The 24,930-nt window shown below is 43.0% G+C and carries 20 protein-coding genes and 1 pseudogene; 7 read left to right on the forward strand and 14 right to left on the reverse strand.

Annotation, left to right across the window (positions count from 1 at the left end; translation table 11 throughout):
• Both AC13CK_RS02295 and AC13CK_RS02300 read right to left on the reverse strand, forming a co-directional pair.
• A pseudogene (locus AC13CK_RS02295) lies at nucleotides 1-141 on the reverse strand (helix-turn-helix domain-containing protein); the annotation flags it as partial.
• A gap of 139 nt (nucleotides 142-280) precedes the next feature.
• Nucleotides 281-838, reverse strand: a complete 558-nt coding sequence (locus AC13CK_RS02300; protein WP_005262814.1) for a hypothetical protein — start codon at nucleotides 836-838, stop codon at nucleotides 281-283.
• A gap of 576 nt (nucleotides 839-1,414) precedes the next feature.
• Between AC13CK_RS02300 and AC13CK_RS02305 the strand changes: the two genes are divergently transcribed.
• The gene (locus AC13CK_RS02305; RefSeq protein WP_425878527.1) at nucleotides 1,415-2,614 is read left to right on the forward strand and encodes a PilT/PilU family type 4a pilus ATPase; all 1,200 of its coding nucleotides are present in this window, start codon (nucleotides 1,415-1,417) and stop codon (nucleotides 2,612-2,614) included.
• A 75-nt stretch (nucleotides 2,615-2,689) separates the two neighbouring features.
• Here the strand turns inward: AC13CK_RS02305 and AC13CK_RS02310 are convergent, their stop codons facing one another.
• The 10 genes from AC13CK_RS02310 to AC13CK_RS02355 all read right to left on the reverse strand — a co-directional run bounded on the left by AC13CK_RS02310 (nucleotide 2,690) and on the right by AC13CK_RS02355 (nucleotide 14,647).
• The gene (locus AC13CK_RS02310; RefSeq protein ID WP_425878525.1) at nucleotides 2,690-3,865 is read right to left on the reverse strand and encodes an MFS transporter; all 1,176 of its coding nucleotides are present in this window, start codon (nucleotides 3,863-3,865) and stop codon (nucleotides 2,690-2,692) included.
• A 240-nt stretch (nucleotides 3,866-4,105) separates the two neighbouring features.
• Nucleotides 4,106-4,480, reverse strand: a complete 375-nt coding sequence (gcvH, locus tag AC13CK_RS02315) for a glycine cleavage system protein GcvH (protein WP_005262825.1) — start codon at nucleotides 4,478-4,480, stop codon at nucleotides 4,106-4,108.
• Between the two features lie 82 nt (nucleotides 4,481-4,562).
• Nucleotides 4,563-5,591 carry an AraC family transcriptional regulator gene (locus AC13CK_RS02320; RefSeq protein WP_005262827.1) on the reverse strand — a complete coding sequence of 343 codons (1,029 nt, stop codon included), beginning with the start codon at nucleotides 5,589-5,591 and terminating at the stop codon, nucleotides 4,563-4,565.
• Nucleotides 5,592-6,050: 459 nt separating this feature from the next.
• The gene (locus AC13CK_RS02325; protein WP_191112254.1) at nucleotides 6,051-7,904 is read right to left on the reverse strand and encodes an ABC transporter ATP-binding protein; all 1,854 of its coding nucleotides are present in this window, start codon (nucleotides 7,902-7,904) and stop codon (nucleotides 6,051-6,053) included.
• Nucleotides 7,905-8,130: 226 nt separating this feature from the next.
• Nucleotides 8,131-9,405, reverse strand: a complete 1,275-nt coding sequence (locus tag AC13CK_RS02330; RefSeq protein WP_425878522.1) for a mechanosensitive ion channel family protein — start codon at nucleotides 9,403-9,405, stop codon at nucleotides 8,131-8,133.
• Between the two features lie 166 nt (nucleotides 9,406-9,571).
• Entirely contained in the window at nucleotides 9,572-10,108 is a 537-nt protein-coding gene (locus AC13CK_RS02335; RefSeq protein ID WP_425878520.1) for a DUF2058 domain-containing protein, read from the reverse strand.
• Nucleotides 10,109-10,123: 15 nt separating this feature from the next.
• Nucleotides 10,124-10,798 carry a YoaK family protein gene (locus AC13CK_RS02340; protein WP_425878518.1) on the reverse strand — a complete coding sequence of 225 codons (675 nt, stop codon included), beginning with the start codon at nucleotides 10,796-10,798 and terminating at the stop codon, nucleotides 10,124-10,126.
• Between the two features lie 42 nt (nucleotides 10,799-10,840).
• Nucleotides 10,841-12,037, reverse strand: a complete 1,197-nt coding sequence (gene sstT, locus AC13CK_RS02345) for a serine/threonine transporter SstT (protein ID WP_425878516.1) — start codon at nucleotides 12,035-12,037, stop codon at nucleotides 10,841-10,843.
• Nucleotides 12,038-12,364: 327 nt separating this feature from the next.
• Nucleotides 12,365-14,113, reverse strand: coding sequence for a SulP family inorganic anion transporter (locus AC13CK_RS02350; RefSeq protein WP_425878514.1), 1,749 nt, complete (start codon nucleotides 14,111-14,113; stop codon nucleotides 12,365-12,367).
• 216 nt (nucleotides 14,114-14,329) lie between these two features.
• Nucleotides 14,330-14,647: an ArsR/SmtB family transcription factor gene (locus AC13CK_RS02355; protein ID WP_004280410.1), complete on the reverse strand. Its 318-nt coding sequence runs from the start codon at nucleotides 14,645-14,647 to the stop codon at nucleotides 14,330-14,332.
• A gap of 281 nt (nucleotides 14,648-14,928) precedes the next feature.
• Here AC13CK_RS02355 and cysK point away from each other — a divergent pair, with 281 nt between their 5' ends.
• The 4 genes from cysK to AC13CK_RS02375 all read left to right on the forward strand — a co-directional run bounded on the left by cysK (nucleotide 14,929) and on the right by AC13CK_RS02375 (nucleotide 19,291).
• Nucleotides 14,929-15,927 carry a cysteine synthase A gene (gene cysK / locus AC13CK_RS02360; RefSeq protein ID WP_278357021.1) on the forward strand — a complete coding sequence of 333 codons (999 nt, stop codon included), beginning with the start codon at nucleotides 14,929-14,931 and terminating at the stop codon, nucleotides 15,925-15,927.
• A 185-nt stretch (nucleotides 15,928-16,112) separates the two neighbouring features.
• Entirely contained in the window at nucleotides 16,113-18,611 is a 2,499-nt protein-coding gene (locus AC13CK_RS02365; RefSeq protein ID WP_425878598.1) for a heavy metal translocating P-type ATPase, read from the forward strand.
• The gene (cueR, locus tag AC13CK_RS02370) at nucleotides 18,608-19,018 is read left to right on the forward strand and encodes a Cu(I)-responsive transcriptional regulator (protein WP_253146287.1); all 411 of its coding nucleotides are present in this window, start codon (nucleotides 18,608-18,610) and stop codon (nucleotides 19,016-19,018) included. Before AC13CK_RS02365 ends, cueR begins: the two co-directional genes overlap by 4 nt.
• Nucleotides 19,019-19,096: 78 nt before the next feature.
• The gene (locus AC13CK_RS02375) at nucleotides 19,097-19,291 is read left to right on the forward strand and encodes a heavy-metal-associated domain-containing protein (protein WP_004731127.1); all 195 of its coding nucleotides are present in this window, start codon (nucleotides 19,097-19,099) and stop codon (nucleotides 19,289-19,291) included.
• A 94-nt stretch (nucleotides 19,292-19,385) separates the two neighbouring features.
• Here the strand turns inward: AC13CK_RS02375 and AC13CK_RS02380 are convergent, their stop codons facing one another.
• Nucleotides 19,386-19,991, reverse strand: a complete 606-nt coding sequence (locus tag AC13CK_RS02380) for a TetR/AcrR family transcriptional regulator (RefSeq protein ID WP_004280405.1) — start codon at nucleotides 19,989-19,991, stop codon at nucleotides 19,386-19,388.
• Nucleotides 19,992-20,490: 499 nt separating this feature from the next.
• On the opposite strand from AC13CK_RS02380, the gene AC13CK_RS02385 reads away from it, so the two are divergent.
• Together AC13CK_RS02385 and AC13CK_RS02390 are read left to right on the forward strand one after the other, a co-directional pair.
• Nucleotides 20,491-22,272, forward strand: a complete 1,782-nt coding sequence (locus AC13CK_RS02385) for an acyl-CoA dehydrogenase C-terminal domain-containing protein (RefSeq protein ID WP_425878510.1) — start codon at nucleotides 20,491-20,493, stop codon at nucleotides 22,270-22,272.
• An 83-nt stretch (nucleotides 22,273-22,355) separates the two neighbouring features.
• Nucleotides 22,356-23,525: a thiolase family protein gene (locus AC13CK_RS02390; RefSeq protein WP_425878508.1), complete on the forward strand. Its 1,170-nt coding sequence runs from the start codon at nucleotides 22,356-22,358 to the stop codon at nucleotides 23,523-23,525.
• A gap of 190 nt (nucleotides 23,526-23,715) precedes the next feature.
• Here AC13CK_RS02390 and AC13CK_RS02395 read toward each other — a convergent pair whose 3' ends face one another.
• Complete coding sequence (locus AC13CK_RS02395) at nucleotides 23,716-24,783, reverse strand: zinc-binding metallopeptidase family protein (RefSeq protein WP_004731123.1); 1,068 nt, start codon at nucleotides 24,781-24,783, stop codon at nucleotides 23,716-23,718.
• Between the last annotated feature and the right edge of the window lie 147 nt (nucleotides 24,784-24,930).

Raw genomic sequence — 24,930 nt, forward strand, 5'->3', positions numbered from 1 at the left:
GAGCTTCTGCAATAACCGGGTAATTTGACGGGTGGAAAGATTCAGGATTTCAGCAGCACGGACCTGGGTAATACGATGATCTCTAACGTCTTGCAGAACTGCAAGACGTTGAATTTCTTTATCAGACATAGTGATCAGCATTTATATTTTATATCCAGTCCATGGTGATAAAAACCATCATAAACCAGACATTTTTATTGGTGAGAATATAGACACTTTAAATGGGTTCTAACAAGGGCCTTTCGTATAATCGCCATTATGTTAAATGGCACTAAGCATATTAATTTTGTCTATATTTACGATTATCAAATATGTTCATAAATATTAATGTAAAGAATACCATGAGGGCATATTGCAAACTAAAAGCAATAGCAGAAATATAAGGATGTGCGAAACTGTTTAAGTAGGTAAGAGTATCGCCTTTGCGCCATTCTTTATATGGTGGGAGAGGCTCATCATTAATAATAAACCAAGTCAGGTTCATTAGGCCTAAAGTAAAACAGAAAAATACAATGCCAAGCCAGCCATTGATAGACTGCTGGTTCTTATTTAATGTTGCATAATGCTGACGTATTTGTCTTACATATTTGGCTGGTAGTGGGTGTCTTAAATAATTAATAACAATAAGCCCAATCACGAAAAAATTACATATTGCAAAATAGTCATTTAGAAACTTATGTTGGCTTGAAATCGAAGAGTCAATTGTGGTCGGAAATAAGCCCTGAAATGAGAAATCAAAACTGACTATGACTAATGCGATTACAGTGGGTACAAGATAAAAATAATAAAATGGTGCTGTAACATCTAAATAATATAAAAAAGCTGATTTTTTTTTCATAGTTTTTGGTGATTTCGTTTAAGTTTTCCTAAAATTAACATAATACACGTTATACGAAATTCTCTATTTTATTTTATATAAATCATATTTTTATAGTCAAATAAAAAGCCTAACTTAGCTGAATCGGGCTTTTTTAATAATTTATTAAGTTCCACGCCTGTTATTTGAGCAAAGTTCCACGATTTAGTTCAATTTTCATAAACATTGTCCTACTTTTCATAATTCGTTATCGCATATGGTAGAACCGAAATTGGTACATAAAAAATAGGGGAGTTGGTAATCATAAGGAAAAAAAATGACACTCTATATGTCGTAAAGGACAAATAATGAATCGTCTGACAGAGTTTTACCATTTAAATGACAATCTTCTTTTTGAGCAGAGTTGCTTTAAAAAAGCATACATATTGCAGGTTAATTTAATTTTTATTGAAGTTCATCACATAAATTTTTAAAAATATTTTCTTTATAAATCAAATATATTTGAGCATATTTATAAAACGCTGCACAATCAAATTAAAATATTTGGCATAAATCTAAGATCAAGGTTTGTGCAGTTGTGCATTTCCGGGGGAAAAGATGTTCACGGCAGAATTGTTGGACGAAGCAAAAAAATTCATGCATCACATGCTGACTAAAGTGGTGGAATATGGCGGTTCAGATTTATTTATTACGGCTGATTTTCCACCGAGTATTAAACATCAAGGCTTAATGAAACCTTTTGGACAGCAGGAACTCACAGCTGAAAAAACCAAGCTGTTTGCCTACAGTCTGATGAATGATAAACAGCGTAAAGAATTTGAAACTGAACTTGAGTGCAATTTTGCCATCACCGTGCCAGGTGTTTCCCGTTTTCGGGTCAATGTGTTTGTACAACAACTTAATGTTGGCATGGTGATTCGTACCATTACTGCAGAAATTCCAAATTTCCAGAAGCTGAAATTACCGGAATCTCTGAAACATGTGATTATGGAAAAACGTGGACTGGTATTGGTAGTCGGAGGAACAGGTTCCGGTAAATCAACTTCACTCGCAGCCATGATTGACTATCGAAATGAAAATTCAGCCGGGCATATCATTACCGTAGAAGATCCGGTTGAATATGTGCACAAGCATAAAAAATCCATGATTACTCATCGTGAAGTCGGAGTGGACTGCCATTCCTGGCATAATGCGCTGAAAAATACCTTGCGTCAGGCACCAGATGTGATTCTGATCGGCGAAATTCGCGATACTGAAACCATGGAACACGCGATTGCTTTTGCTGAAACTGGACATCTGTGTCTGGGAACGCTGCACTCGAACAATGCCAACCAGACTTTGGACCGGATTATCAACTTCTTCCCGGAAGAACGCCGGAACCAGCTATTAATGGATTTGTCATCCAATATGAAGGCGATCATTTCACAGCGTCTGATTCGTACTCAAGATGGTAAAGGCCGTCGTGCAGCGATTGAAATCATGTTAAATACGCCACTGATGTCTGACCTGATTTTGAAAGGTGAATTCCACGAATTGAAAGCGATTATGGCGAAATCGCGTGAACTGGGCATGCAGACCTTTGACCAGGCCTTATTTGACCTGTATAACCAGGGTGAAATTTCTTATGAAGAAGCCTTGCGCAATGCCGATTCTACCAATGAGTTACGCCTGCAGATCAAGCTGAAAAGTAACCGACAGGACAGTACTGCACCAGCTAGTGAAGCAACCCAATTCACCATGATGCAAGATCCAAAAGCGGATGAGAAAGAAGCAGAGAATACTCCGGTGTCAGAATAAACATTTACTCAAAAAATCACAGGCAGAATTTTCTGCCTGTTTTTATTTATCTTATTTATTATTCAATCCATAAAACTAGACGGTTTTACGTTGCACCACCAGCTTAAAATAAATAATACTGCTTAAGGTTAAAATACCGCATAGCATAAAAGCAAACTGATAACTGTAAGCTGCAATGATGGCACCAATCAGCAGTGAACCGATGGCAATCCCCAGATCATAAAAAGTATAAAAAGTTGAGGTTGCATAGCCAATTCGATGCTTGGGCGCACGTTGAATCGCCAAGGTTTGAATACACGGTTGCACACTGCCAAAGCCCACGCCAACCATGACTGCAGCCAGCATGAATCCCCATAAGGTCTGAATCTGGCTAAGTAAAAATAAACCCAAACTAAAAGCCATCAAGGCCGGATAAATCACATACTGCGGACCTTTACGATCATAAATTTTTCCGGTGATCGGCCGTAAGCTCATCATGGAAATGGCGAAAACCACAAAGAATAAACCCGCATAAGCCATTAAATCCTTGCTGGCTGCAAATGGCGCGATAAAGGACATGATGCTCGCATAAGAAAAAGAAATCAGCATAGCCAGTACCGCGACAGGCAGCACTTTCTTTTCCACAAAATCATTCAGCTCAAGCGATGTTTTCTTGTTGGTATTTTCGATGATTTTTTCAGGCTCTTTGACCGGAATCAAAAAACAGAAGGCAAATCCAATAAAAACCAAGACGATCAATAGCATACTGACCTGAAAATAAGACCAGTATTCCATCAGGCTTAGACCTATTAACGGACCTAAGACAATCCCCAGATTAACCGACATGACAAAATAGCCCATGCCTTCGCCTTTACGCTGCTCCGGAATAAACTGGTTCACCACAAGCACACAAACTGTAGTCAAGATACTGAACCAGATGCCGTGTAAGAAACGGATGATAAACAGAATCGTGAGCTGATCTGCCAACAGATAAGTAAGTGAAAATAAGCTAAAGAACACTTCAGAAATAATCAGGGTTTTACGCACCCCGAATTTTTCGATAATTAAACCGCTAAAAGGTCGCACTGCAATGGCAGACACCATAAACAAGGTCATGGCCAGACCTGCCTGAGTCAGGTTGCCGCCTAATTCTTTTAAGATGTATATTGGCAAAATTGTGGTTTGTGCAAAATAGAAAATAAATAAAAATAGGTTGTTGGCCAAACAAAGCACAAATGACTTGGTCCATAGTGGCGCTGCAATGGCGTTCATGATTTTCCTAAAATGATATGCTGTAAGACGCTGGGCTCAGCATGGGAAATTATTGTTATAAATAAGCGCGAGCTATCTAGGAGCGAAGGAGATATGAGCAAGACTTTAAGAAAAATAAGTGAAAAATACAATGATATTTCATGATAAATGCATGAAATTTAATTTGAACTAGGAAATGCAACGCTTGATCTTTAATAAAAAAATCAGCCCGGAGGCTGATTTTTTTAAAGTTAAAATGGCTTAGAGGCCAGCTTCATATTCTGTATTGGAAAGCAGCTTTTCGACATCTGCCATATTGTCTGGCTTGATTTTATAGATCCAGCCTTTGCCGTATGGGTCATCATTAATAAAATCAGGATCATCTTCAAGATCAGGATTGATTTCAACCACTACACCAGACACCGGCGCATGAATATCAGAAGCTGTTTTTACTGATTCAACCACGCCAGCTTGTTCGCCTGCAGTGATATGTGAAGCAAGATCTGGTGCTTCGACATAAACCAAATCACCTAACGCATCCTGTGCATGGTCGGAAATACCGGTCACAACAAGATCACCCTCAATGCGCGCCCATTCATGTGTACTTGCGTACTTTAATTCTGCAGGATGATTCATTGATAACTCCTTAAAAATCTTAAGATCATTTTTGACATGTTTTATACATTCTTTTTAAGCAAAACAAAAGGCTTATACTCCCTTATAAATAAGGATCTTTGCGCCAGTTGCTCGGGCTGCGACCACTCCAGCGTTTAAACGCCCGGCTAAAATTGGCCACATCACTATAACCCAGTTCATCGGCAATCTGTTCCAGGGTAAAATCTGTCCGGGATAATAACGAGGTGGCATGCCGGTAACGCACTTCATCGACCAGGGTAGAAAAGGAGGTGCCTTCGGCGGCGAGTTGACGTTTTAAGGTGCGGTCAGACATGTGCAAGCGATCCGCCACACTTTCAATACTGAGATAGTGTTGCTCAGCATGGGTCAATATATCCCGGACACGCATGGCAATCCGGTGCCGTTCACCCAAGGCAGAAAGTTCTGTTTCACACTGGTTAATTGCAATCTGGCTGGCAATTGGATCGGCATGTACCAGCTTGTTCATCAGATAGCTTTTATCAAAACTCAGAATTAAATGCGGCTGTTCAAAGCGGAACTGATGGGTAGGGAACTTCGCCATAAAGCGTTCGAAACCTTCAGGCTTCTTAAAATCGAAGTCGATTTCTCCCGTTGCATCGTTAATGCCTGTAATCGCTTTGGCCATACTGATCAGACCAATCATTAAAGCAATTGAAATTTCGGTGCGCAGAGGTTCAAGCTGAATATCGGTTTGCAACTGCACCGTGGCTTTGGCGTCAAAGGTTGAGAAAAATAATTGCAGGAAGGGTAAACGGAGTTGAATAAATCGGTTCGCCAGTACCAGCGCATCGGTAATATTATTCGCCGTCATAATGGCATAGCCAATAAAGCCATGAATCGAGATCCGCATCTGTGTGCCAAGATGATAGCCCAAGGTCGGCTCTCCGGTCAGTTTCAGGGCATATTTGACCAGTTCATTGGCGACAGGAGTTGGAATACGAAAATCAGGATCTGCCAACTGTTCACTGGTCAGGCCAAAAGGTTGGAAAAGCGACTCATTGTTATAACCCCAGCGGGAAATGACATCGAGAAGCAGGAGACCGTAAACACCTGGAATTCCTTGGTCTTGGCGTGGAGCAATTGTTTTCATGCGCGATCCGTTGCACTCATTCAAATTTTTTTATTTATAAATAGATATTGGCATGAAGCCACCAAATTTTTCATTAAAATTGTTGGACAAAATTTTGGCGATTGTGATTCTGCCACTGGCAGATTAGCCTGAATTCAGCATTAAAATCAATTTAAACCACATAATTTTATTGATGAAATTAAAATTATTTTATTGAATAAGTCGCATCCCAGCATCTGTTTGCTCAGGACAGGACGATTGGTCTAGTTTTATTAATCATTGAACAGGACTTCTTCAGAGAGCTTTCAGAACTAGAGAGAGATGTCATTTCATAAGATACCAGATAGATGGCAACTTGCTGTTCATCTGTAGAGAAAATTTTACAAAGAAAGGTCTGGGCAAAGTTTTCCTTTTTCCAGACCTGTTTAATATTAAGGACGAGCAAATCATTAGAAGTTTTGAAATCTTCTAGAGATCATATTATTCATGATCTTTTGATGCTTTGACCTGTTGCTGAATCAGCATGCCACCAGTTTGACGCTGCCAAAGTTGGGCATAGATGCCATTTAATGCCACCAGTTCATCATGCGTGCCTTGCTCGGCGATTCGACCTTGATCCAGTACAATCAGACGATCCATCTGGGCAATGGTAGACAGGCGATGAGCAATGGCAATCACGGTTTTACCTTGCATCAAGTCGTCCAGACTGTTTTGAATTGCTGCTTCGACTTCAGAATCCAGCGCACTGGTCGCTTCATCCAGAATCAGAATTGGGGCATCTTTCAGGAACACACGAGCAATGGCAATCCGCTGACGCTGCCCCCCGGAAAGTTTCACGCCACGTTCACCCACATAAGCTTCATAGCCTTTTTTGCCACGCAAATCGGTCAGATTGGGAATAAACTCTTCCGCTTTGGCTTTACGCACAGCTTCAAACATTTCTTCATCAGTCGCATCTGGACGACCATATTTAATGTTTTCCGCGACAGTGCGATGTAGCAGTGAAGTATCTTGAGTCACTAATGCAATATTCTTGCGCAAACTGTCCTGAGTCACATCGTCAATATCCTGACCATCAATCAAGATACGACCCTGGTTAATATGATAAAAATGCAGCAACAGTTGAATCAGGGTAGATTTCCCTGCACCTGAACGGCCGACAATACCAATTTTTTCACCTGGGCGAATGGTCAGATTAAACTGATCAATCACGTTTTTATCATTATAGGCAAAGCTGACATTTTCGAATTTAATTTCACCGTGATTGAGCTGTAGCTCTTTGGCACCCGGTTTATCTTCAATGGCAATTTTGCGGCCTAAAGTTTTCATACCATCCTGAATGGTACCGACATTTTCAAACAGGGCAGAGGTCTGCCACATCATAAATTCGGCAATACTGTTCAGTTTCAGTACCATTGCTGTAGTTGCAGCAATAATGCCCAGCTCGGCCTGACCTTCCATCCACAACCAGATCGCGGTACCCAGTACGCCGCCATATAACACTACACTCAGCAGCAAAATGCTGATTTCGTATTGAGCACCCAGACGCATCTGTTTATATACCGTTACCATAAATTCCTGCATTGAGGTCTTGGCATACTGACTTTCACGGCCGGCATGAGCAAACAGCTTCACGGTCTGGATATTGGTATAGGCATCCGTAATACGCCCGGTCATGACGGCACGGGCATCCGCCTGGGCATTGGAAATTTTGCTCAAACGTGGAATGAAATAACACGCTGCACAGATAAACAAGGCTAGCCAGACCATCAATGGAATGATCAGCAAGGGTGAAATTGCACCTAAGACAATATTAATCGTGATGAAATAAATCAGCACATACGCCAGCATGTCACCCAGAATGACCCAGAATTCGCGTACTGCCAGAGCCGTTTGCATGACTTTGGCAGATAATCGTCCGGCAAAATCGTTGTGGAAAAAATCCAGGCTTTGTTTCATCAGCAGATTATGAAAGCGCCAGCGTAAACGCATGGGAAAGTTGCTATACAGAATTTGATGCTTAATCAGTGATTGTGCGCTGGCGAAGAAAATATTGGCCAGCAGAACAATACTCAGTAAGGTTAAATTGCTGGCATGTTGCTCCAGAAAAGTATCGGGCTGGCTTTTACTGAGCCAGTTCACCAGCTCACCAATTTTTGAATACAGTAAGGCTTCGAAGCTGGCAGCACCGGCGGTACACAGCACCAGAATCAGTAAATAACGGCGGACTCCATAGGCTGCCTGCCAGACAAATGGAAAAAACTTGGTCGGTAAAGGTTGATTCAGATTTTTGGTGGGATAGGGGTCAACCAGTCTTTCAAGCCATCGAAACATTATCGTACTCTTATCATGCATTTTGCTTTTCGGGAATTATAAAGGATTCTGTTTTTTTAAGCCCGTAATTGGGTGAAATTGCCACAAAATGATTCACTCAATTAAAACTTAGATTATAAAAATTAAACTAAAGCCAGATTTATGCCAGTCAGGATCTAAACAGATGAGGAAATAAAAAAGCCTGAAATGCAGCAGCATCTCAGGCTTGAGATTGGATGACTTGTGTTTAAGTAATAATGGAAGACGGTTGAGTAAATGCTTCCTTTAAATCAAGACCTGAAGGCGCTTGATACACCTTTAAACCAAATTCCGGAATAATCGCCAGCAGATGATCCATGATATCCGACTGGATATTTTCATACTCGACCCAGGCGGTGGTATTGGTGAAGGCATAAATCTCTAACGGTAAACCTTCACTGGTCGGCTGCAATTGGCGCACCATCAGGGAATGATTTTTACTAATGCCCGAATGCTGTTGCAGATAAAATTCCACATAGGCACGGAAAGTTCCCAGATTGGTGAGACGGCGCTGGTTATATTGCGAATGATGGCTCAGTTGCAGGTTAAATTGTTCCAGTTCCTCTGACTTGGTATTTAAGTATTGATCCAACAGAATAAAATTTTTCAGCTTGTTCTGTTCTTCAGCCGACATAAAATGCACGCTGCTTTGATCAATATGAATCGAGCGCTTGATCCGGCGTGCACCGGCTTCCTGCATGCCACGCCAGTTTTTAAAGGTGTCCGTCACCAGTTTGTTGGTCGGAATCGTGGTCACCGTTTTATCAAAGTTCTGTACCGTAATGGTATGTAATGACATATCAATGACATCGCCGTCCGCATTCAGCGAGGGCATTTCGATCCAGTCGCCAATCCGCACCATGTCATAAGATGAAATCTGAACCGACGCCACCAGCGACAAAATGGTATTTTGAAAGACCAGCATCAACACAGCGGCCATGGCACCGAAGCCAGCCAGTAAGGTAAAGACATCTTTTTTCAGGAAAGTGCCGAGAATCATCAGGCCACAGACAATAAAGATAATCAGCTTGACCAGCTGCAAATAGCCTTTAATCGGTTTGTTACGTGACTTGGGATTACGCTGATAGACCAGGTTAAAAATATTCAGTAATTCACCAAGAGCCAGGGCAATCGTCAGGAAAATAAAAGCCTGTGCACCCATTTGCACAAAGGACTCAACCTTGTCAGATAAATGCGGTACCGTGGTGATCCCGTTCATGATCACGACTGCCGGAACAATATTGGCAATCCGGCGAATCACGCTATGCTCAGCAAAAATCTGATTATTTGCAAAAGGCATTCTGGAAATCAGTTGACGTATTCCGCGTACCACAATTTGCTTGGCAAATAGATTGGCAAGAATCGCCAGTAAAATCACAATACTCAGTGAAGATAGCATTTCCAGCCATGGGTACTGATCTGCCCATTCTTGAATATTCCGAATAAAATTCAACTGTTCCAAACGATCTTTCTCTTCAATCAAAAATTTAGATCAAGTTTATAGTTTTGGATCAGATTTTTTAATATTGGATAACCTTTTAAAACATATTTATTGGTGCGAATCATTCAATAAAAGCACCTACAAATAAAAAAACCGGCAACTTTGCGGGTTTCTGATCTTCGATATTTCAGTAATGATATCGCGAGGCTTACCACATCAAATCATCAGGAATAACATAAGCAGCATATGGATCTTCTTCATCGGTGGTTTCTTCATTTTTCTCTGAATTATTCACAATGATAAAGCCCTGCATTTTCGCATTGATACGATCTGCCAGCGCTTTTGGCAAGAAAGCATAGCTGTCATTTTCACGTGCAATGACCAGACTGCCTGCCACCAGCGCATTATAGATTTGCTGGTTTAAATAGACTTTTTTGACTTTACTGTCATCAATAAACTGATACACCGCATCGCCGTCAGTATCACGGATTTTATGTTGGTTAATCATTTGCATGATTGCGGCTTTCAGTTCTTTTTCCTGCAAAGCTGCTTTTTTCTCTAGCTCAATTGCCTGATCTTTGGCCATTTTTTGCTGTTTGTCTTGTTCAATCTTGGCTTTGATTTCAGCCTCGGTACCGTCACCGGTGCGTTTTTCATGCACAGCCTGTTTAGACAGTTTTTTGGCTTTTTTATTGTCGACCAATCCTGCCTTTAACAATTGTGCCTGCAATGCATTTTTAACCATGAGAATGTCCAGATATTAGTCGTGTTGATGTCGATAACGTAAATAAATCACCCAATACGTGAGACTGAGAACCAGACTCAGCACTGCCGGGATCAGGAATGCATTTAATTTTAAATAAGGATATAGCCAGCTGGCAAGAATGCCACCGCTTAAAAAACCGAACAAAATAAGCAGATGCAGAACTACGCGTCGTGATTCTACCTCTAAACCGCGCAAACGGTAGCCCATCGCCAAGCCGAGGTCGGTGAGTACGCCAGATAAATGCGTGGTGCGAATAATGGCGCCTTTATAATGGCTGACCATGGCATTTTGCACGCCCATGGCGACACAGGCCCATAACAAGGCACAGCGCGGGAAATAGGGCAATAATAACCAGCAGATCAAAATAAAAATAGCCACCAGGCTTAAAGGGTAACCATAAAGCTGCCCCAGGCGAAAGTGACTATTTCCAAGAATCAGCCCGCTATAGGATGAACCAATGACATAGCAGAGTGTGACCAGAAAGAGATACAACATCTGTTCTGGTTGCCAGTTCAGCAGGGCCATGGCCAGCATGCTGACATTACCGGTCATATGTGAAACAGACTGGTGCAGTACCGTCACCAGACCCAGGACGTTAATCATGCCGGCATTGACCGCAAGAAAAAACGCCCCTAATTGTACCCAGGTAGGTAAACGCTGTAATGGCATAACAAAATCATTGGCTAAACATATTGATTAATCAATATAAAATCAATTTGATGCGCGGTCTACTGCTGCAGTAAATAAAACATCAGTCGATGAGTTTAGCGCGGTTTCAGTAGAATCCTGTAATACGCTGATCACCATACCAATGGCGACCACTTGCATGGCGATATCCGAAGAGATCCCGAACAGGCCGCATGCAACTGGAATCAGTAACAATGAACCGCCTGCAACACCAGAAGCACCACATGCCGAGACGGTTGCCACCACAGAAAGAATCAGCATGGTACTAAAGTCCACGCTAATGCCCAAGGTATTGACTGCTGCCAAGGCGAGAACCGTAATAGTCACTGATGCACCACCCATATTGATGGTCGCTCCCAGAGGGATGGCAATGCTTGAAGTCGATTCTTTAACACCCAGACGTTTCGCCAAGTCCAGATTGACCGGAATGTTGGCTGCCGAACTACGGGTAAAGAAAGCGGTAATGCCACTTTCGCGCAAACAGGTGAACACCAGTGGATACGGGTTGTTACGCGTCATTAAGGCAACCAGAAGCGGATTAATCACCAGTGCCACAAAAACCATCGTTCCGAGCAACACAGCAAGTAAATGTGCATAACTGGTCAGTGTATCCAGACCAGATTCAGCAAAAGTCACCGCAACCAGACCAAAAATACCCACAGGTGCAAAGCTGATCACTAAACGAATCACATAGTTCACTGCAAAGGCTGCATCATTCAAAAGCGTCTTGGTGCTATCCGATGCATGACGGAAGGCAATACCCAAGGCCACTGCCCAAGCCAGAATACCAATAAAGTTTGCTTCAGCAATCGCAACGACCGGATTGGTAACAAAACTGAGCAGTAAATTCTTCAGGATTTCTACCAGACTGCCAGGTGGCTGTAATTCAGCTTGTGCAGCGATATCCAGAAACAGCGTACTTGGAAATAAGATGCTCGACACCACAGCGCTCAGTGCAGCAAGGAACATACCCACTGCATACATGATCATAATCGGTTTGATGGGGGTGTTGGATTGACCCACCTTAAAATTCGCGATAGAAGCTAAAACTAAAATGAAAACCAGAATCGGTGCAACAGACTTCAAGGCTTTAATAAACAGGTCGCCCAATAGGCTTAATGAGGGAGTAGCTTCGGGAAATACCACAGCCACACCCACACCTAAAATAATGGCGATGATGATTCGAGAGACTAAGCTCATGCGCATAAGGGCAGAAAACATAAGGTTGCCTTGTGAAAATTACGAGGGCTAAATTTGGGAAAAAGTTGCGCTATTTTATACTTAATTTAAACAAGGCTTAAAATATATTTTTATATAAAAACCAAGATATTGATATTATTGATTTATTCTAAAATTAATTGCTTTAAAACATTGCTTATATTGAAGAAAAACTTCTTAAAATGATGAATAAATCACCACTTTTAAAATTGTATTCATGAAATAAATATCAAAGTTAAATAGATAAATTCAAATTATATTTGAAAATTTAAGAAGTTAGAACTTATGACCGGTTGGAATTTCCGGCCATAAGTTCAAGTATCTGCTGTCTTAAATTGTATAATCTTTATGCTGCTCAAAGATCTCTGGCGCCAGGTCCTGAATCGCCTGAAAATGGGTCAGATAAATGCGCCCGCTCAAATGCGTCATCAATTTAGAAGCTTGCAGCTTGTCTATGACCGGACCTTTGACTTCGGCAAAATGCAGACGAATATCCAGTTTGGCCAGTTCCGCATTTAAATCTTCCAGCATTTCCAGGGCACTCAGATCAATCGCACTGATGCTGGAACAGTTGATAATCACATGTTGTAGCTGGTCATTCAGGCTGATCTCATTGATCAGATAACCTTTGAAGCTATTGGCATTCAGAAACGTCAGATTCTCATCAATCCGTAGTGACAGCACCCGGTCGGAGGTACTGACCTGATGCCGCTGAATATTACGAAAATGCTGGGTTCCTTCGACCAGACCGACAACTGCAATATGCGGACGGCTGATTCGCCATACCATCAGCACAAAGGTCGAAACGATCCCAATAATCAAACCAGTGGAAATATCAATCAGGACCACGCCGAGAAAAGTAATCCACATGGCAAGGCCATCTGCCTTGGAATAGCGCCAGGCATCAAAAAATGGCTGAAAATTAACCAGCTTCCAGATGGAAACAATAATCGTCGCGGCCAGAATGGTCAGCGGCAGATCTTCAAAAAATCCGGTAAAGAACAGGCTCACGAAAATAATCAGAATCGAGGATAAAACACCGGCCATAGGTGATTTAGCACCGGCATCGGCATTCACCACCGTCCGCGACAGGCTGCCCGTCACAGGAAAAGCTGAACTCACGCCTGCACTGATATTGGCCAGACCGAGCGCAATCAGTTCCTGATTACTGTTTAAATGACTGCGTTGCTGCAAGGCCGTCGCTTGAGCAATCGATAGTGACTCCACAAAACTGATCATGGCGATCATGCTGGCACCCGGTAATAAGGTCATGACCAGTTCCCAGTTCCAGTGTGGAAAAGACAAGGGTGGAAAACCGGACGGAATTGCACCGACGGTTTTAATGCCCTGAAGCTTTAAATCCAGAAATACAATTGCTGCAATGCCGAGACATACCAGAATCAGGGGCACTGCACGTACCAGAAAATCTGTAGAGCCGATCCGGCTTTGTACAGCCTGAGATTTTAATAACTTGGGTAAATAGATTAGCAGACCGATAGAGAACAGGCCGAAAATCAGGCTCGGCACGTGCAGCAGCGGGAAATATTGCAGCAAACTGCTGACAAACTCCGGAAGGTTATTGGCTTTTAAAGGAAGATCGACCAAAAACTTTAACTGCCCAAACGCAATCAATAAGGCAGAGGCAATAATAAAGCTTTGAATCACGGGATGACTGATCAACTGGATCAGAAAACCAAAACGGAATAATCCCAAAAGCAGGGAAATAATCCCGACCATCAGTGCCAATAAAGTCGCAGCTTCAATATAGACTGGTGAGCCGACTTCAAAAAGTGGATTGAGCGTAGCAAAAGTCATCATGGAAATGATGGCTACCGGGCCAATCGATAAAGTCGAACTCCCACCGAGCAGGGCATAAATGATCATCGGCAGGATGCTCGCATATAAACCCATGATCGGCGGCAATCCTGCCAGCATGGCATAGGCCATCCCTTGAGGCACCAGCATTGCCACCACAATCAGGGCAGCCAGCACATCAGACTTAAATTTGACCGGCGTGTAGTGGCTTAACCATGCCCAGGCAGGCAGTCTATGCAGAAGTTTAGACTTGGAATTTTGCATAAAAAGGTCTAAATCACAAATATAGATATATTATGCACAAATTCTGCTAAGAAGTCTTAGCTGATCTAGATTCTTGATGAATCATGTTTAAAATGAAACATCTGGGTCAGTCGTAGATCATTTAAAAAACTCTATGATCGTGATCTTAGTGGTGTAGAACGACCTCAATAAGAGTTTAAAGAAACTTATCTTGATGACTGAAAAAAGAAAGATTCTTTATTTAGCTGGATTGCCACAATACAATTGATAAAGGGTATTTAAGACCACAATCAAATTTTGATCTTTAATTGAATAATAAATCTGTTTGCCGTCGCGCCGGGTATCTACCACATCGCTTTTGCGCAACATCATGAGCTGCTGGGAAAGTGTCGGCTGTTTAATCTCAGTTATTTCCTCAATTTCTGAAACATTCAGTTCCGCTTGAGACAGATGACATAAAATAAGAAGACGGTCGGTATTGGCCAGAGATTTTAAAATGCCAACGACCTGTTCTGCTGAATCGCGCATAGTCGTGATTTCAAAATCGGTTTTCATTCAATATGTCCATTATAAAGTTACAGCCCGCTAATTATACGGGTCTTAGCCCGTAATACCTTGCTAAAAACAGTTAAGTTTTATGGTTTTTAATGAATTGAATTATCAATTAAAATTATATTTTAAATATTGATAGATAAGATAAATTTATTGCATAGTGCAGAAAGTATTTTAGTTCACATTCGTGCAATGAAGTGCAAGTTTCATCAAACATCTACAAAGCAAAAAAATGCTTGTATGATGTTTAAGCGACTTGAACCAATAACATCAGGGATATCATCATGAGTACAGATTCAGCTTTTCCAACACCGAATAATTTAGGTATAGCGGTTTATAGTAATAATGCAGACGCGATTGGAAATACACCGCTTGTTCGTATTAATCGTGTGATTTCCGCTCCGGCCACGGTACTTGCGAAAATTGAAAGCCGTAATCCGGCATTCTCAGTCAAGTGTCGTATTGGTGCCGCGTTGATTAATGATGCTGAAAAATCTGGCAAGCTCAAATCCGGTATGCATATTGTCGAGCCAACCAGCGGCAATACCGGGATTGCATTGGCTTTTGTTGCGGCAGCCAAAGGTTATGACATTACTTTGACCATGCCTTCAAGCATGAGTATTGAACGCCGTAAGGTGGTGAAAGCATTGGGTGCCAATCTGGTTTTGACTGATCCGGCCAAAGGTATGAAGGGCGCGATTGAAGAGGCAGAACGTTTGCTGAATGAGAACCCTGAACAATATTTCCTGCCACAACAGTTTGAAAATCCGGCCAACCCTAAAATTCATGAAGAAACCACGGGCCCAGAAATCTGGGAAGCGACTGCGGGCAATGTCGATATTCTGGTCGCAGGTGTCGGAACGGGTGGAACCATTACCGGTATTTCACGCTACTTTGAAAAAGTGAAAAACAAGCCTTTATATTCTGTGGCGGTGGAACCTGCTGAGTCTGCAATTATTGGTCAGGCCAAACGCGGTGAAGACATTACACCTGGACCACACAAAATTCAGGGGATCGGTGCCAACTTCATTCCAGGCAATTTGGACCTAGACCTCGTTGATGAAGTGATTGCCATTCATAGTGCAGATGCAGTCGAGTGGGCACGTAAAACAGCAGCTCAGGAAGGTATCCTGGTCGGTATTTCAAGTGGCGCGGCTATGGCAGCAGCGGCACAATTGGCGGCTCGCCCTGAAAATGCCGGTAAAAATATTGTGGTGATTTTGCCAGATGGTGGTGAACGTTACCTGTCTTCGATCCTGTTTGAAGATATTTCTGCTGAATAACATTGATGCATTTTATATTTTAAACACTGTTAGACAAGCCCGAAGTCATCTTCGGGCTTTTTATTGGGTAGTTTTAAATCGCAGCAGGACGCTGCATTATTTTTAAAATAGTCAGATGAAGGACTTGACCTTACCATGATGGGAATGTTTAAGCTATAACATCAACAGTGAGTTGAGGCATGGAGATGGGCATGGTAGAACAAGACAGCAACCGCTTATATGAGCAGCAGGTGCAGATTGGCGGTATGACCTGTGCCTCCTGTGTCGCTCGGGTGGAAAAAGCCTTGAAAAAAATTGAAGGCGTGGTCGAGGCGTCTGTCAATCTATCGACTGAAAAAGCTTTTATTAAAAGCCAGCAGCCGATTGCTGCCGCTGCGCTGGTTCAAGCAATTGAAAAATCCGGTTTCGATGTACCGACGCAACAGTTTGATTTGAACATTGAAGGCATGACCTGTGCATCCTGTGTGGCTCGCGTAGAAAAAGCCCTAAAAAAAGTGGAGGGCGTGCTGGATGCACAAGTGAATCTGGCCACTGAAACTGCCTGGGTGAAGGCCTCGCATGCCCAGATTCCGGCCTTGATTGCTGAGGTGGAGAAAGCCGGTTATCAGGCCACCATAAAATCTGGTAGGGATATGTCGACAGATAGCCATGATGCTTTTCAGGAAAAGAAAGCCAATGAAACGGCACAACTGAAACGAGATTTATGGCTTGCAGTCATTCTGACAGCACCTGTATTTATTCTGGAAATGGGCTCGCATCTGATTCCGGCATTTCATCATTTTATTGCCCATACGCTGGGAACCCAGAACAGCTGGTATCTGCAGTTTGTACTGACCACTTTGGTGCTGATTATTCCGGGACGGCGTTTTTATCAGCATGGGATTCCGGCACTATTGCGTCTGGCACCGGATATGAACTCGCTGGTGGCCGTTGGAACCATTGCCGCATATGGCTTTTCCTGTATTGCGACCTTTTTTCCGGAGCTGTTACCGCAGTCCACTGTGCATGTGTATTTTGAAGCGGCCGCCGTTATTGTCGCGCTGATTTTACTGGGGCGTTATCTGGAAGCCAAAGCCAAAGGTAAAACCTCGGAAGCGATTCAGTATCTAGTCGGCTTGCAACCGAAAACGGCACGGGTAGAACAGAATGATCACTGGGTTGATCTGGCAATTTCCGATGTGCAACAAGGAATGTTGATTGAAATTCGTCCGGGTGAAAAAGTCGCTGTCGATGGTGAAGTGGTTGCCGGACAAAGTTATATCGATGAAGCGATGATTAGCGGTGAACCTTTGCCTGTGGCCAAACAGGCTGGCGATCAGGTGGTCGGCGGTACAGTAAACCAGAACGGAACCTTGAAAATCAAGGCCACTGCGGTCGGACAGGATTCGGTACTGGCGCAGATTATTCAGATGGTAGAACAGGCACAAGGCTCAAAACTGCCAATTCAGGCCGTGGTCGATAAAGTGACTTTATGGTTTGTGCCGGCTGTTATGGCACTGGCGGCCCTGACCTTTATGGTCTGGTTCCTGTTTGGGCCTGAGCCGAATCTGACCTATGCATTGGTAAATGCAGTCGCCGTACTGATTATTGCCTGTCCATGTGCGATGGGACTGGCGACTCCTACCTCAATTATGGTCGGAACTGGCCGTGCAGCAGAACTGGGCGTGCTATTCCGTAAGGGCGAAGCATTGCAGTTATTGCAGCAAACCAAAGTCGTCGCGCTGGATAAAACTGGAACCTTGACTGAAGGAAAACCGCTTCTGACCGACTTTGAAGTTACAGCAGATTTTAATCAGCAAGAGGTATTACAGCTAGTCGCTTCAGTGGAGGCTAAATCTGAACATCCGATTGCCCACGCTATTGTTCAGGCTGCCCGTGAGCAAGAACTGCAACTGAGTGAAGTGACGGATTTTGATTCGATTACCGGTGCTGGGGTCAAAGCACAGGTGTCCGGTCAGCAGCTGCATATTGGTGCAGAACGTTTGATGCAGGACTTGGGCTTAAATGTCGATCTGTTTAGAGACACTGCACAAAAGCTCGGTGATCAGGGCCGCAGTCCTTTATATGTAGCGATTAATCAAAAGCTGGCTGCAATTATTGCCGTAGCCGATCCGATTAAACCGACCACTTATAGCGCGATTCAGGCCTTGCATGACCAAGGCCTCAAAGTGGCGATGATTACCGGGGATCACCAGCATACCGCACAGGCGATCGCCAAACAGTTGAAAATTGATCAGGTGATTGCGGAAGTCTTACCACATGAAAAAGTCGATGCAGTACGACAACTCCAGCAGCAATACGGCGTGCTCACTTTTGTCGGGGATGGAATCAATGATGCACCGGCATTGGCACAGGCCGATGTTGGTATGGCGATTGGTACCGGCACCGATGTCGCGATTGAAGCTGCTGATGTGGTGCTGATGTCAGGCAATTTACAGCATGTAGCTACGGGCATTGGTTTAAGCCAGGCAACCATGCGCAATATCAAACAGAATCTGTTTTGGGCCTTTGTCTATAATATTGCCTTAATTCCGATTGCTGCAGGTGTGCTATATCCGTTTTGGGGCATTCTGTTATCGCCAATGTTTGCCGCAGGTGCGATGGCATTATCCTCTGTGTTTGTCGTTAGCAATGCCTTGAGATTAAAAGCCTATCAACCGCTGCAGTTTAAGGAGTCAGTATGATGAATATTGGTCAGGCCGCAAAACGATCCGGCATCTCTGCAAAAATGATTCGTTATTATGAAGATATTGGTTTGTTGCCGGCTCCGAAACGAAGTGATACAGGTTATCGGATTTATAGTGATGCGGATATTAAAACCTTAAGTTTTATACAGCATGCACGTGAACTGGGATTTTCTTCAGAGCAGATGAAAGAATTACTCGGTCTGTGGTTGAACAGCTCACGCCAGAGTAGTGAGGTGAAACAGCTGGCACAAAAACATATCCAGTTTTTACAACAGAAAATTGCCGATATGCAGCATATGCTGATGATATTAGAGCAATCGGTGGAGCAGTGTGCCGGCAATGAACAGTCCGATTGCCAGATTTTAAAACAGATTGAACAGGGTGTCGTCCCTGAGCAGCACTGACCTGATCTGCAGTTCAGCTCAGATTAAATATAGTCTGCCGAATCAGATAAACTTTAAACCGATCCTATGGAGCTAAACATGAAATTCCGTATTGAAAACATGACCTGTGGTGGCTGCGCGCGCAGTGTCACGGCTACGATTAAAGATCTGGATGAAAATGCCACTGTGAATATTGATGTGGCCACTAAACTGGTTGAAGTTGAATCGACAGCCAGTGAATCTGAGATTGTTGCAGCTTTAACCGAAGATGGTTTCCCGCCTGTGGCAGCCTGATCGTTGTCGTGTTAGATCACTCTTAATGATCATATGAAATCATACAGCCAAATAAAAAATGCCTGATCGAATCAGGCATTTTTTATTTTAGTGATTATACCGATGAGATTTTATCTGGCGTCATCAGCGCCTGATTAATATACAGCTTAATCAGACGTTCACGTGACCCAATCGCTTTTTGGTAATTGGTCGAATTTAATAACAGCGAAGCGCCATAGGTGACTGTCCAGATATAAGACAAATAATCGCGAATCGACATGGCACTTTCTAAAGCCACCAGATAATCATGGGTGATGTCTTTAATCCGGATAATCCGTTCTTCACGAATACGATAAAGCTCCTGAAATAATTCTTTCAGATTTTTCTCGTTATTGGTTAAACGCTCTTCAATGACATGCAACAGGATGGTTCGGTTTGAATTGAGCATGTGATAGAGCATATATTGTGAAACATAATTTTTAATATCGTTATTATGCTTTTTTGATATTTCTAGAATTCTTTTTTCATTCAGAATAATCAGTTCTAAATATAACTGGTTCTTGCTTTTAAAATGTTTGTAGATGGTTCCTTTTGCGATGTCCAGTTCACTGGCCAGCTCACTCAGGGTAATGTCCTGATTATTATCCAGTAGCAGGCTTTCCGCCATGCTCAGGATCTTCTCTTTACGAAGAAGGAAGTTCTGCTGTCTTACAGTCGTCATCTTCTTGGTCCATACTTTTCGAAAAAGAACCTTTCAAGAATATGCAATTTTGCACGCGATGGCTATAAAACTAAGGTCGTGATATTTATCTCATTTTGTATATTTATGCAGCAACTGCTGACAAATAAAAATAGCGATGCTAAGCGGACAGAAATATTGTCAAGAAAACTGAACCCTAGAGATCAACTTTGCTAAATAAAATTCCATTTTCAGTATAATTATTTTATTGTTTCAGCGCACGAAGCTAAATCCTTCGACTGTTTTAAGCTCATATTTATCAGGGTTTAGTACGGAAAGTAGATCAATATTAAGCTGGCATATTCAGTCACTCATACTGAACATGAAGACGTGATTTTTAAGGCAACTTTATGAATCTAGATATAGATTTAATACTGCAAGAATTGGATATCACGATTTTAAAATCGCCTGTTTGGATTCTAATGAAAATTAGAAAATATTTGGCAACAGGATTGAGTATCACCCTTTAAGGAATTTAAAAATGCCGATTTATAATGCGCCTCTAAAAGACATGGAATTTATTTTAAATGATGTATTCCAAGCGGAACAATTTTGGCAAGGTAATGAAAATCTTGCACATTTAGATATGGCGACGGCAAATGCAATTCTGGAAGAGATGGCCAAATTTTCGAAGAATGTTATTCTTGACCTGAATCGTCCTGCTGATGAAGAAGGTGGTGCTCAGTTTAAAAACGGTGAAGTGACGACACCAAAAGGTTTTAAAGAAGCTTTCAGACAGTTTGCCGAAGGTGGCTGGGTGGGCTTGGGTGCTCCTGAAGAATGGGGTGGGCAAAACATGCCGAAAATGCTCACGGTTCTGGCGGATGAAATGATCTGGAGCACCAACCCATCTTTTATGCTTTATCCACTACTCACTGTGGGTGCAGGTATGGCGATCAATGACCGCGCCTCACAGGAACAGAAAGAAACCTATTTACCAAAATTCTATACGGGTGAATGGTCGGGCACCATGTGTCTGACTGAACCACATTCCGGCACGGATCTTGGCATTATCAAGACCAAAGCTGAACCGAATGAGGATGGTTCCTTCAACATTACTGGCACCAAAATTTTCATTACCAGCGGCGAGCATGATCTGAGTGAAAATATCATTCATCTGGTGCTGGCAAAAACTCCGAATGCACCAGCAGGTTCCCGTGGTATTTCATTATTTATTGTGCCGAAATTCCTGGTCAATGCAGATGGATCACTCGGTGAGCGTAATACAGTAGCTGCCGGTTCGATCGAACATAAAATGGGAATTAAAGGCTCGGCGACCTGCGTCATGAACTTTGATGGCGCCAAAGGCTATATGGTCGGTAATGAAAATGAAGGTCTGGCCGGCATGTTCGTAATGATGAACTACGAACGTTTATCTATGGGAATTCAGGGCATTGGTGCAGCAGAATTTGCCTACCAGAATGCGGCACAATATGCGACGGATCGTTTACAGGGCCGTGCATCAACTGGTGCAAAATCTCCAGAAAAACCAGCCGATTCAATTCTGGTCCATGGCGATGTACGTCGTATGCTGCTCAATGTGCGTGCCAACAATGAAGCTTCACGTGCGTTTGCGGTGTATGTAGGTCAACAACTGGATATTACCAAATACTCAACCGATCCTGAAGCCGTGCGTAAAGCGACTGACCGTGTGGCGCTGTTAACGCCAATCGCCAAAGCTTATTTGACCGACAAGGCACTGGATTCTGCACTGGAAGCGCAAATGTGCTTCGGTGGTCATGGCTATATCCGTGAATGGGGCATGGAACAGTGTATCCGTGACCTGCGTATTTCACAGATTTATGAAGGCACCAATGGCGTGCAGGCGATTGACCTGATTGGGCGTAAAACCACCAAATGTAATGGTGCTTATATCGCGGAATATATTGCTGAAATCCGTGAATTTGCACAAAGTCTAGATGATTCATTGACGATTAAAACGGCGACATTAGAGACCTGTCAGCAACTTGAAGATATCACCAAATTCATCGTCGAGCAGTCTAAGCTGAACCCTGATTTTGCTAATTCGATTGCTGTCGATTATTTACATGCGGTTGGGCTGCTCAGCTTTGTCTATATGTATGCGCGGATTAGCAAAGCCGCCGCAGCCAAAGACGATAGTTACTTCCAGAACAAACTGGTACTGGCCAACTATTATGTGGCCAAAGTACTTCCGGATTTGAGTGCACGAATCCAGCGTATTCAGGCCGGTGCGGAACTGGTCATGCAATTGCCTGAAGCATATTTTACCGCACAGGCTTAACCCGCAATGATTGCGAAGGACCAGCCCTACAGTACTTTGGCTATGTAGGGTTGATAACAATGATGAAAAAGGATGAAACTAAAATGATCGTAATTGTAGATGCAGTACGTACCGCGATGGGCGGTTTTCAAGGTTCATTGTCAAGCTGTACCGCGCCAGATTTGGGTGCTGTGGCAATTAAAGAAGTAGTGGCACGTGCAGGTCTGTCGGCCAATGATATTGATGAAGTGATTATGGGCTGCGTTCTTCCTGCTGGTTTAAAACAGGGTCCGGCACGTCAGGCCATGCGTCAGGCGGGTCTACCGGATTCCACGGGGGCGACCACGATTAATAAAATTTGTGGTTCTGGTATGAAAGCCGTGATGCAGGCAGCAGATGCGATCAAAGCCGGTTCAGCAGAGATTGTGGTGGCTGGCGGTATGGAGTCGATGTCGAACGCACCATATTTGATGGACAAGGCACGTGCCGGATTCCGTATGGGGCATGGAAAGGTCATTGATCATATGTTCCAGGAAGGTCTGGAAGATGCGGAAACAGGCCTGTCGATGGGAATTCTTGCTCAGGAAATGGCGGATAAAAAAGGTTATACCCGTGAGCAGCAGGATGACTATGCGATTGGTTCCTTAAATAAAGCCGTGACTGCCGTTCAGCAAGGTTTCTTTAAAGATGAAATCGTACCGGTCACTGTCAGTAGCCGTAAAGGTGATGTGGTAGTAGAGCAGGATGAGCAACCTTTAAATGCCAAGGCTGACAAAATTCCAACTTTGCGTCCAGCGTTCAAAAAAGACGGCACCATTACTGCGGCAAATGCCAGTTCAATTTCAGATGGTGCTTCAGCACTGGTGATCACCTCGAGCGAAATTGCTGCACAGCGCAACTTAAAACCGTTAGCTAATATTGTGGCCTATGCCAACCATTCGCAGCATCCGTCAGAATTTACTATTGCACCTGTTGGTGCGATTGAAAAAATCCTGAAAAAAACGGGTTGGGATGCTCAGGATGTCGATCTTTGGGAAATCAATGAAGCTTTTGCCATGGTGACCATGTTGGCCATTGATGGCTTTAAACTTGATCCAGCGAAAGTGAACATTAATGGCGGTGCTTGTGCACTTGGTCATCCACTGGGTTCTTCTGGTTCCCGTATCATTGTGACCCTGATTCATGCTTTAAAACGTACTGGCGGCAAGAAAGGCATTGCATCTTTATGTATCGGTGGTGGGGAAGCGACTGCGATTGCTGTGGAACTGGTTTAAGCCCATCCTAAATCGTATATTTAGGTAGCAAACTCAATACTGATTCATTCAAAAGTTGCTGCTCTTGGTTCGCCAGGAGCAGGGATTCTTTAAATCATATTAATTTTTAAAATACACAATAAAATCAATATTTTCAGACTTTGCTGATCCGATTCCATCTATATTTTTACTATAAAAATTACTTTTTAAATTATTTAAAAACTTTTTCTAGCACATGCCGGTGAATAAATCGTAACTTGTCTTTTACTGCTTCGCTCAGCTTGAACGGGTAGGCATCTTCCAGGCCCATACAACGGTTTAAGGCATTCAGATTAAAGGTCAAGGTGACCCAATTTTCTAGAATGTGTTCAAAATCCTGTCCACCAATCGGGCATTCTTTAAAATCCATACTGGCCAGATAGCTGCCATTTCCTTCGACACGCATACCACCATAGTAGGCAGTTTCCAGTGTTTCCATCATATGCAGATAATGTGCCCAGGTTTCTGCCCAGTCTTCCCAGGGATGGGCGGTGGCATAAGCACTGATATACTTTTCCTGCCAGTTGATTGGTGCGCCTTCGTTATAATGGCGTTCAAGTGCCTTGCTGTAGTCTTGCCGCTCATCGCCAAAATACTGACGGAATTCATCTAGCAATTCCGGATGCATATGTTGCATGAGCGCAAAATAATAATGGCCGCTTTCATGGCGAAAATGACCTAATAAAGTCCGGTAGTTTTCACCCATATTTACACGTGTAGTTTCCCGATAAACTACATCGGCTTCAATTGCATTTAGGGTAATGACCCCATTGGCATGACCAATTAAAACAGGCTTATCTTCTTGGGGCAGGAGAAAATCAAAACGCAGACCAAATGGATCATCTTCAGACTTTTTAGGGCGTGGCATCATGTTCATGCGCTGGGCCAAATACAGGAATCGACGTTTGGCTTCTTCCAGTCGAAACCAGTAAATCAGGTTTTCGGAATTTTCCAAATCAGGAATGACATGGGTCAACTGACAGGATTCACAAAATTCCTCATCTTCATCGCTGGGAATCATCCAGTTGCATACCTGATAATTTACATAATTGTGACAGGGTTTATAACTGGCATGCTGGTAGTTTTTGGCGATTGGAACCCATCGCTCAGCACTCTGTTTTTCGAATGCGCATAGCTCTTTTTCCGAAGCGATATAACCGATCGGTGACAGACAGTGATCACAAACTGATTTGTAAAAAAACAGCTGTTGCTTGCAGACGGCACATTCAAAATGTTTCATTAAACTCCCTGTAGGGAAGCGAACGACCTAAAATGTTTATCGATGATGAACACGAAAAAAGGTTCAGAATGCCTACCTAAATTTCTTCCTGATAAAGAAACATCATAAAAATTTCATTGAAAATTCTATATGGATGAATTGTAAAAA

This window comes from Acinetobacter sp. L-24, assembly GCF_056857555.1.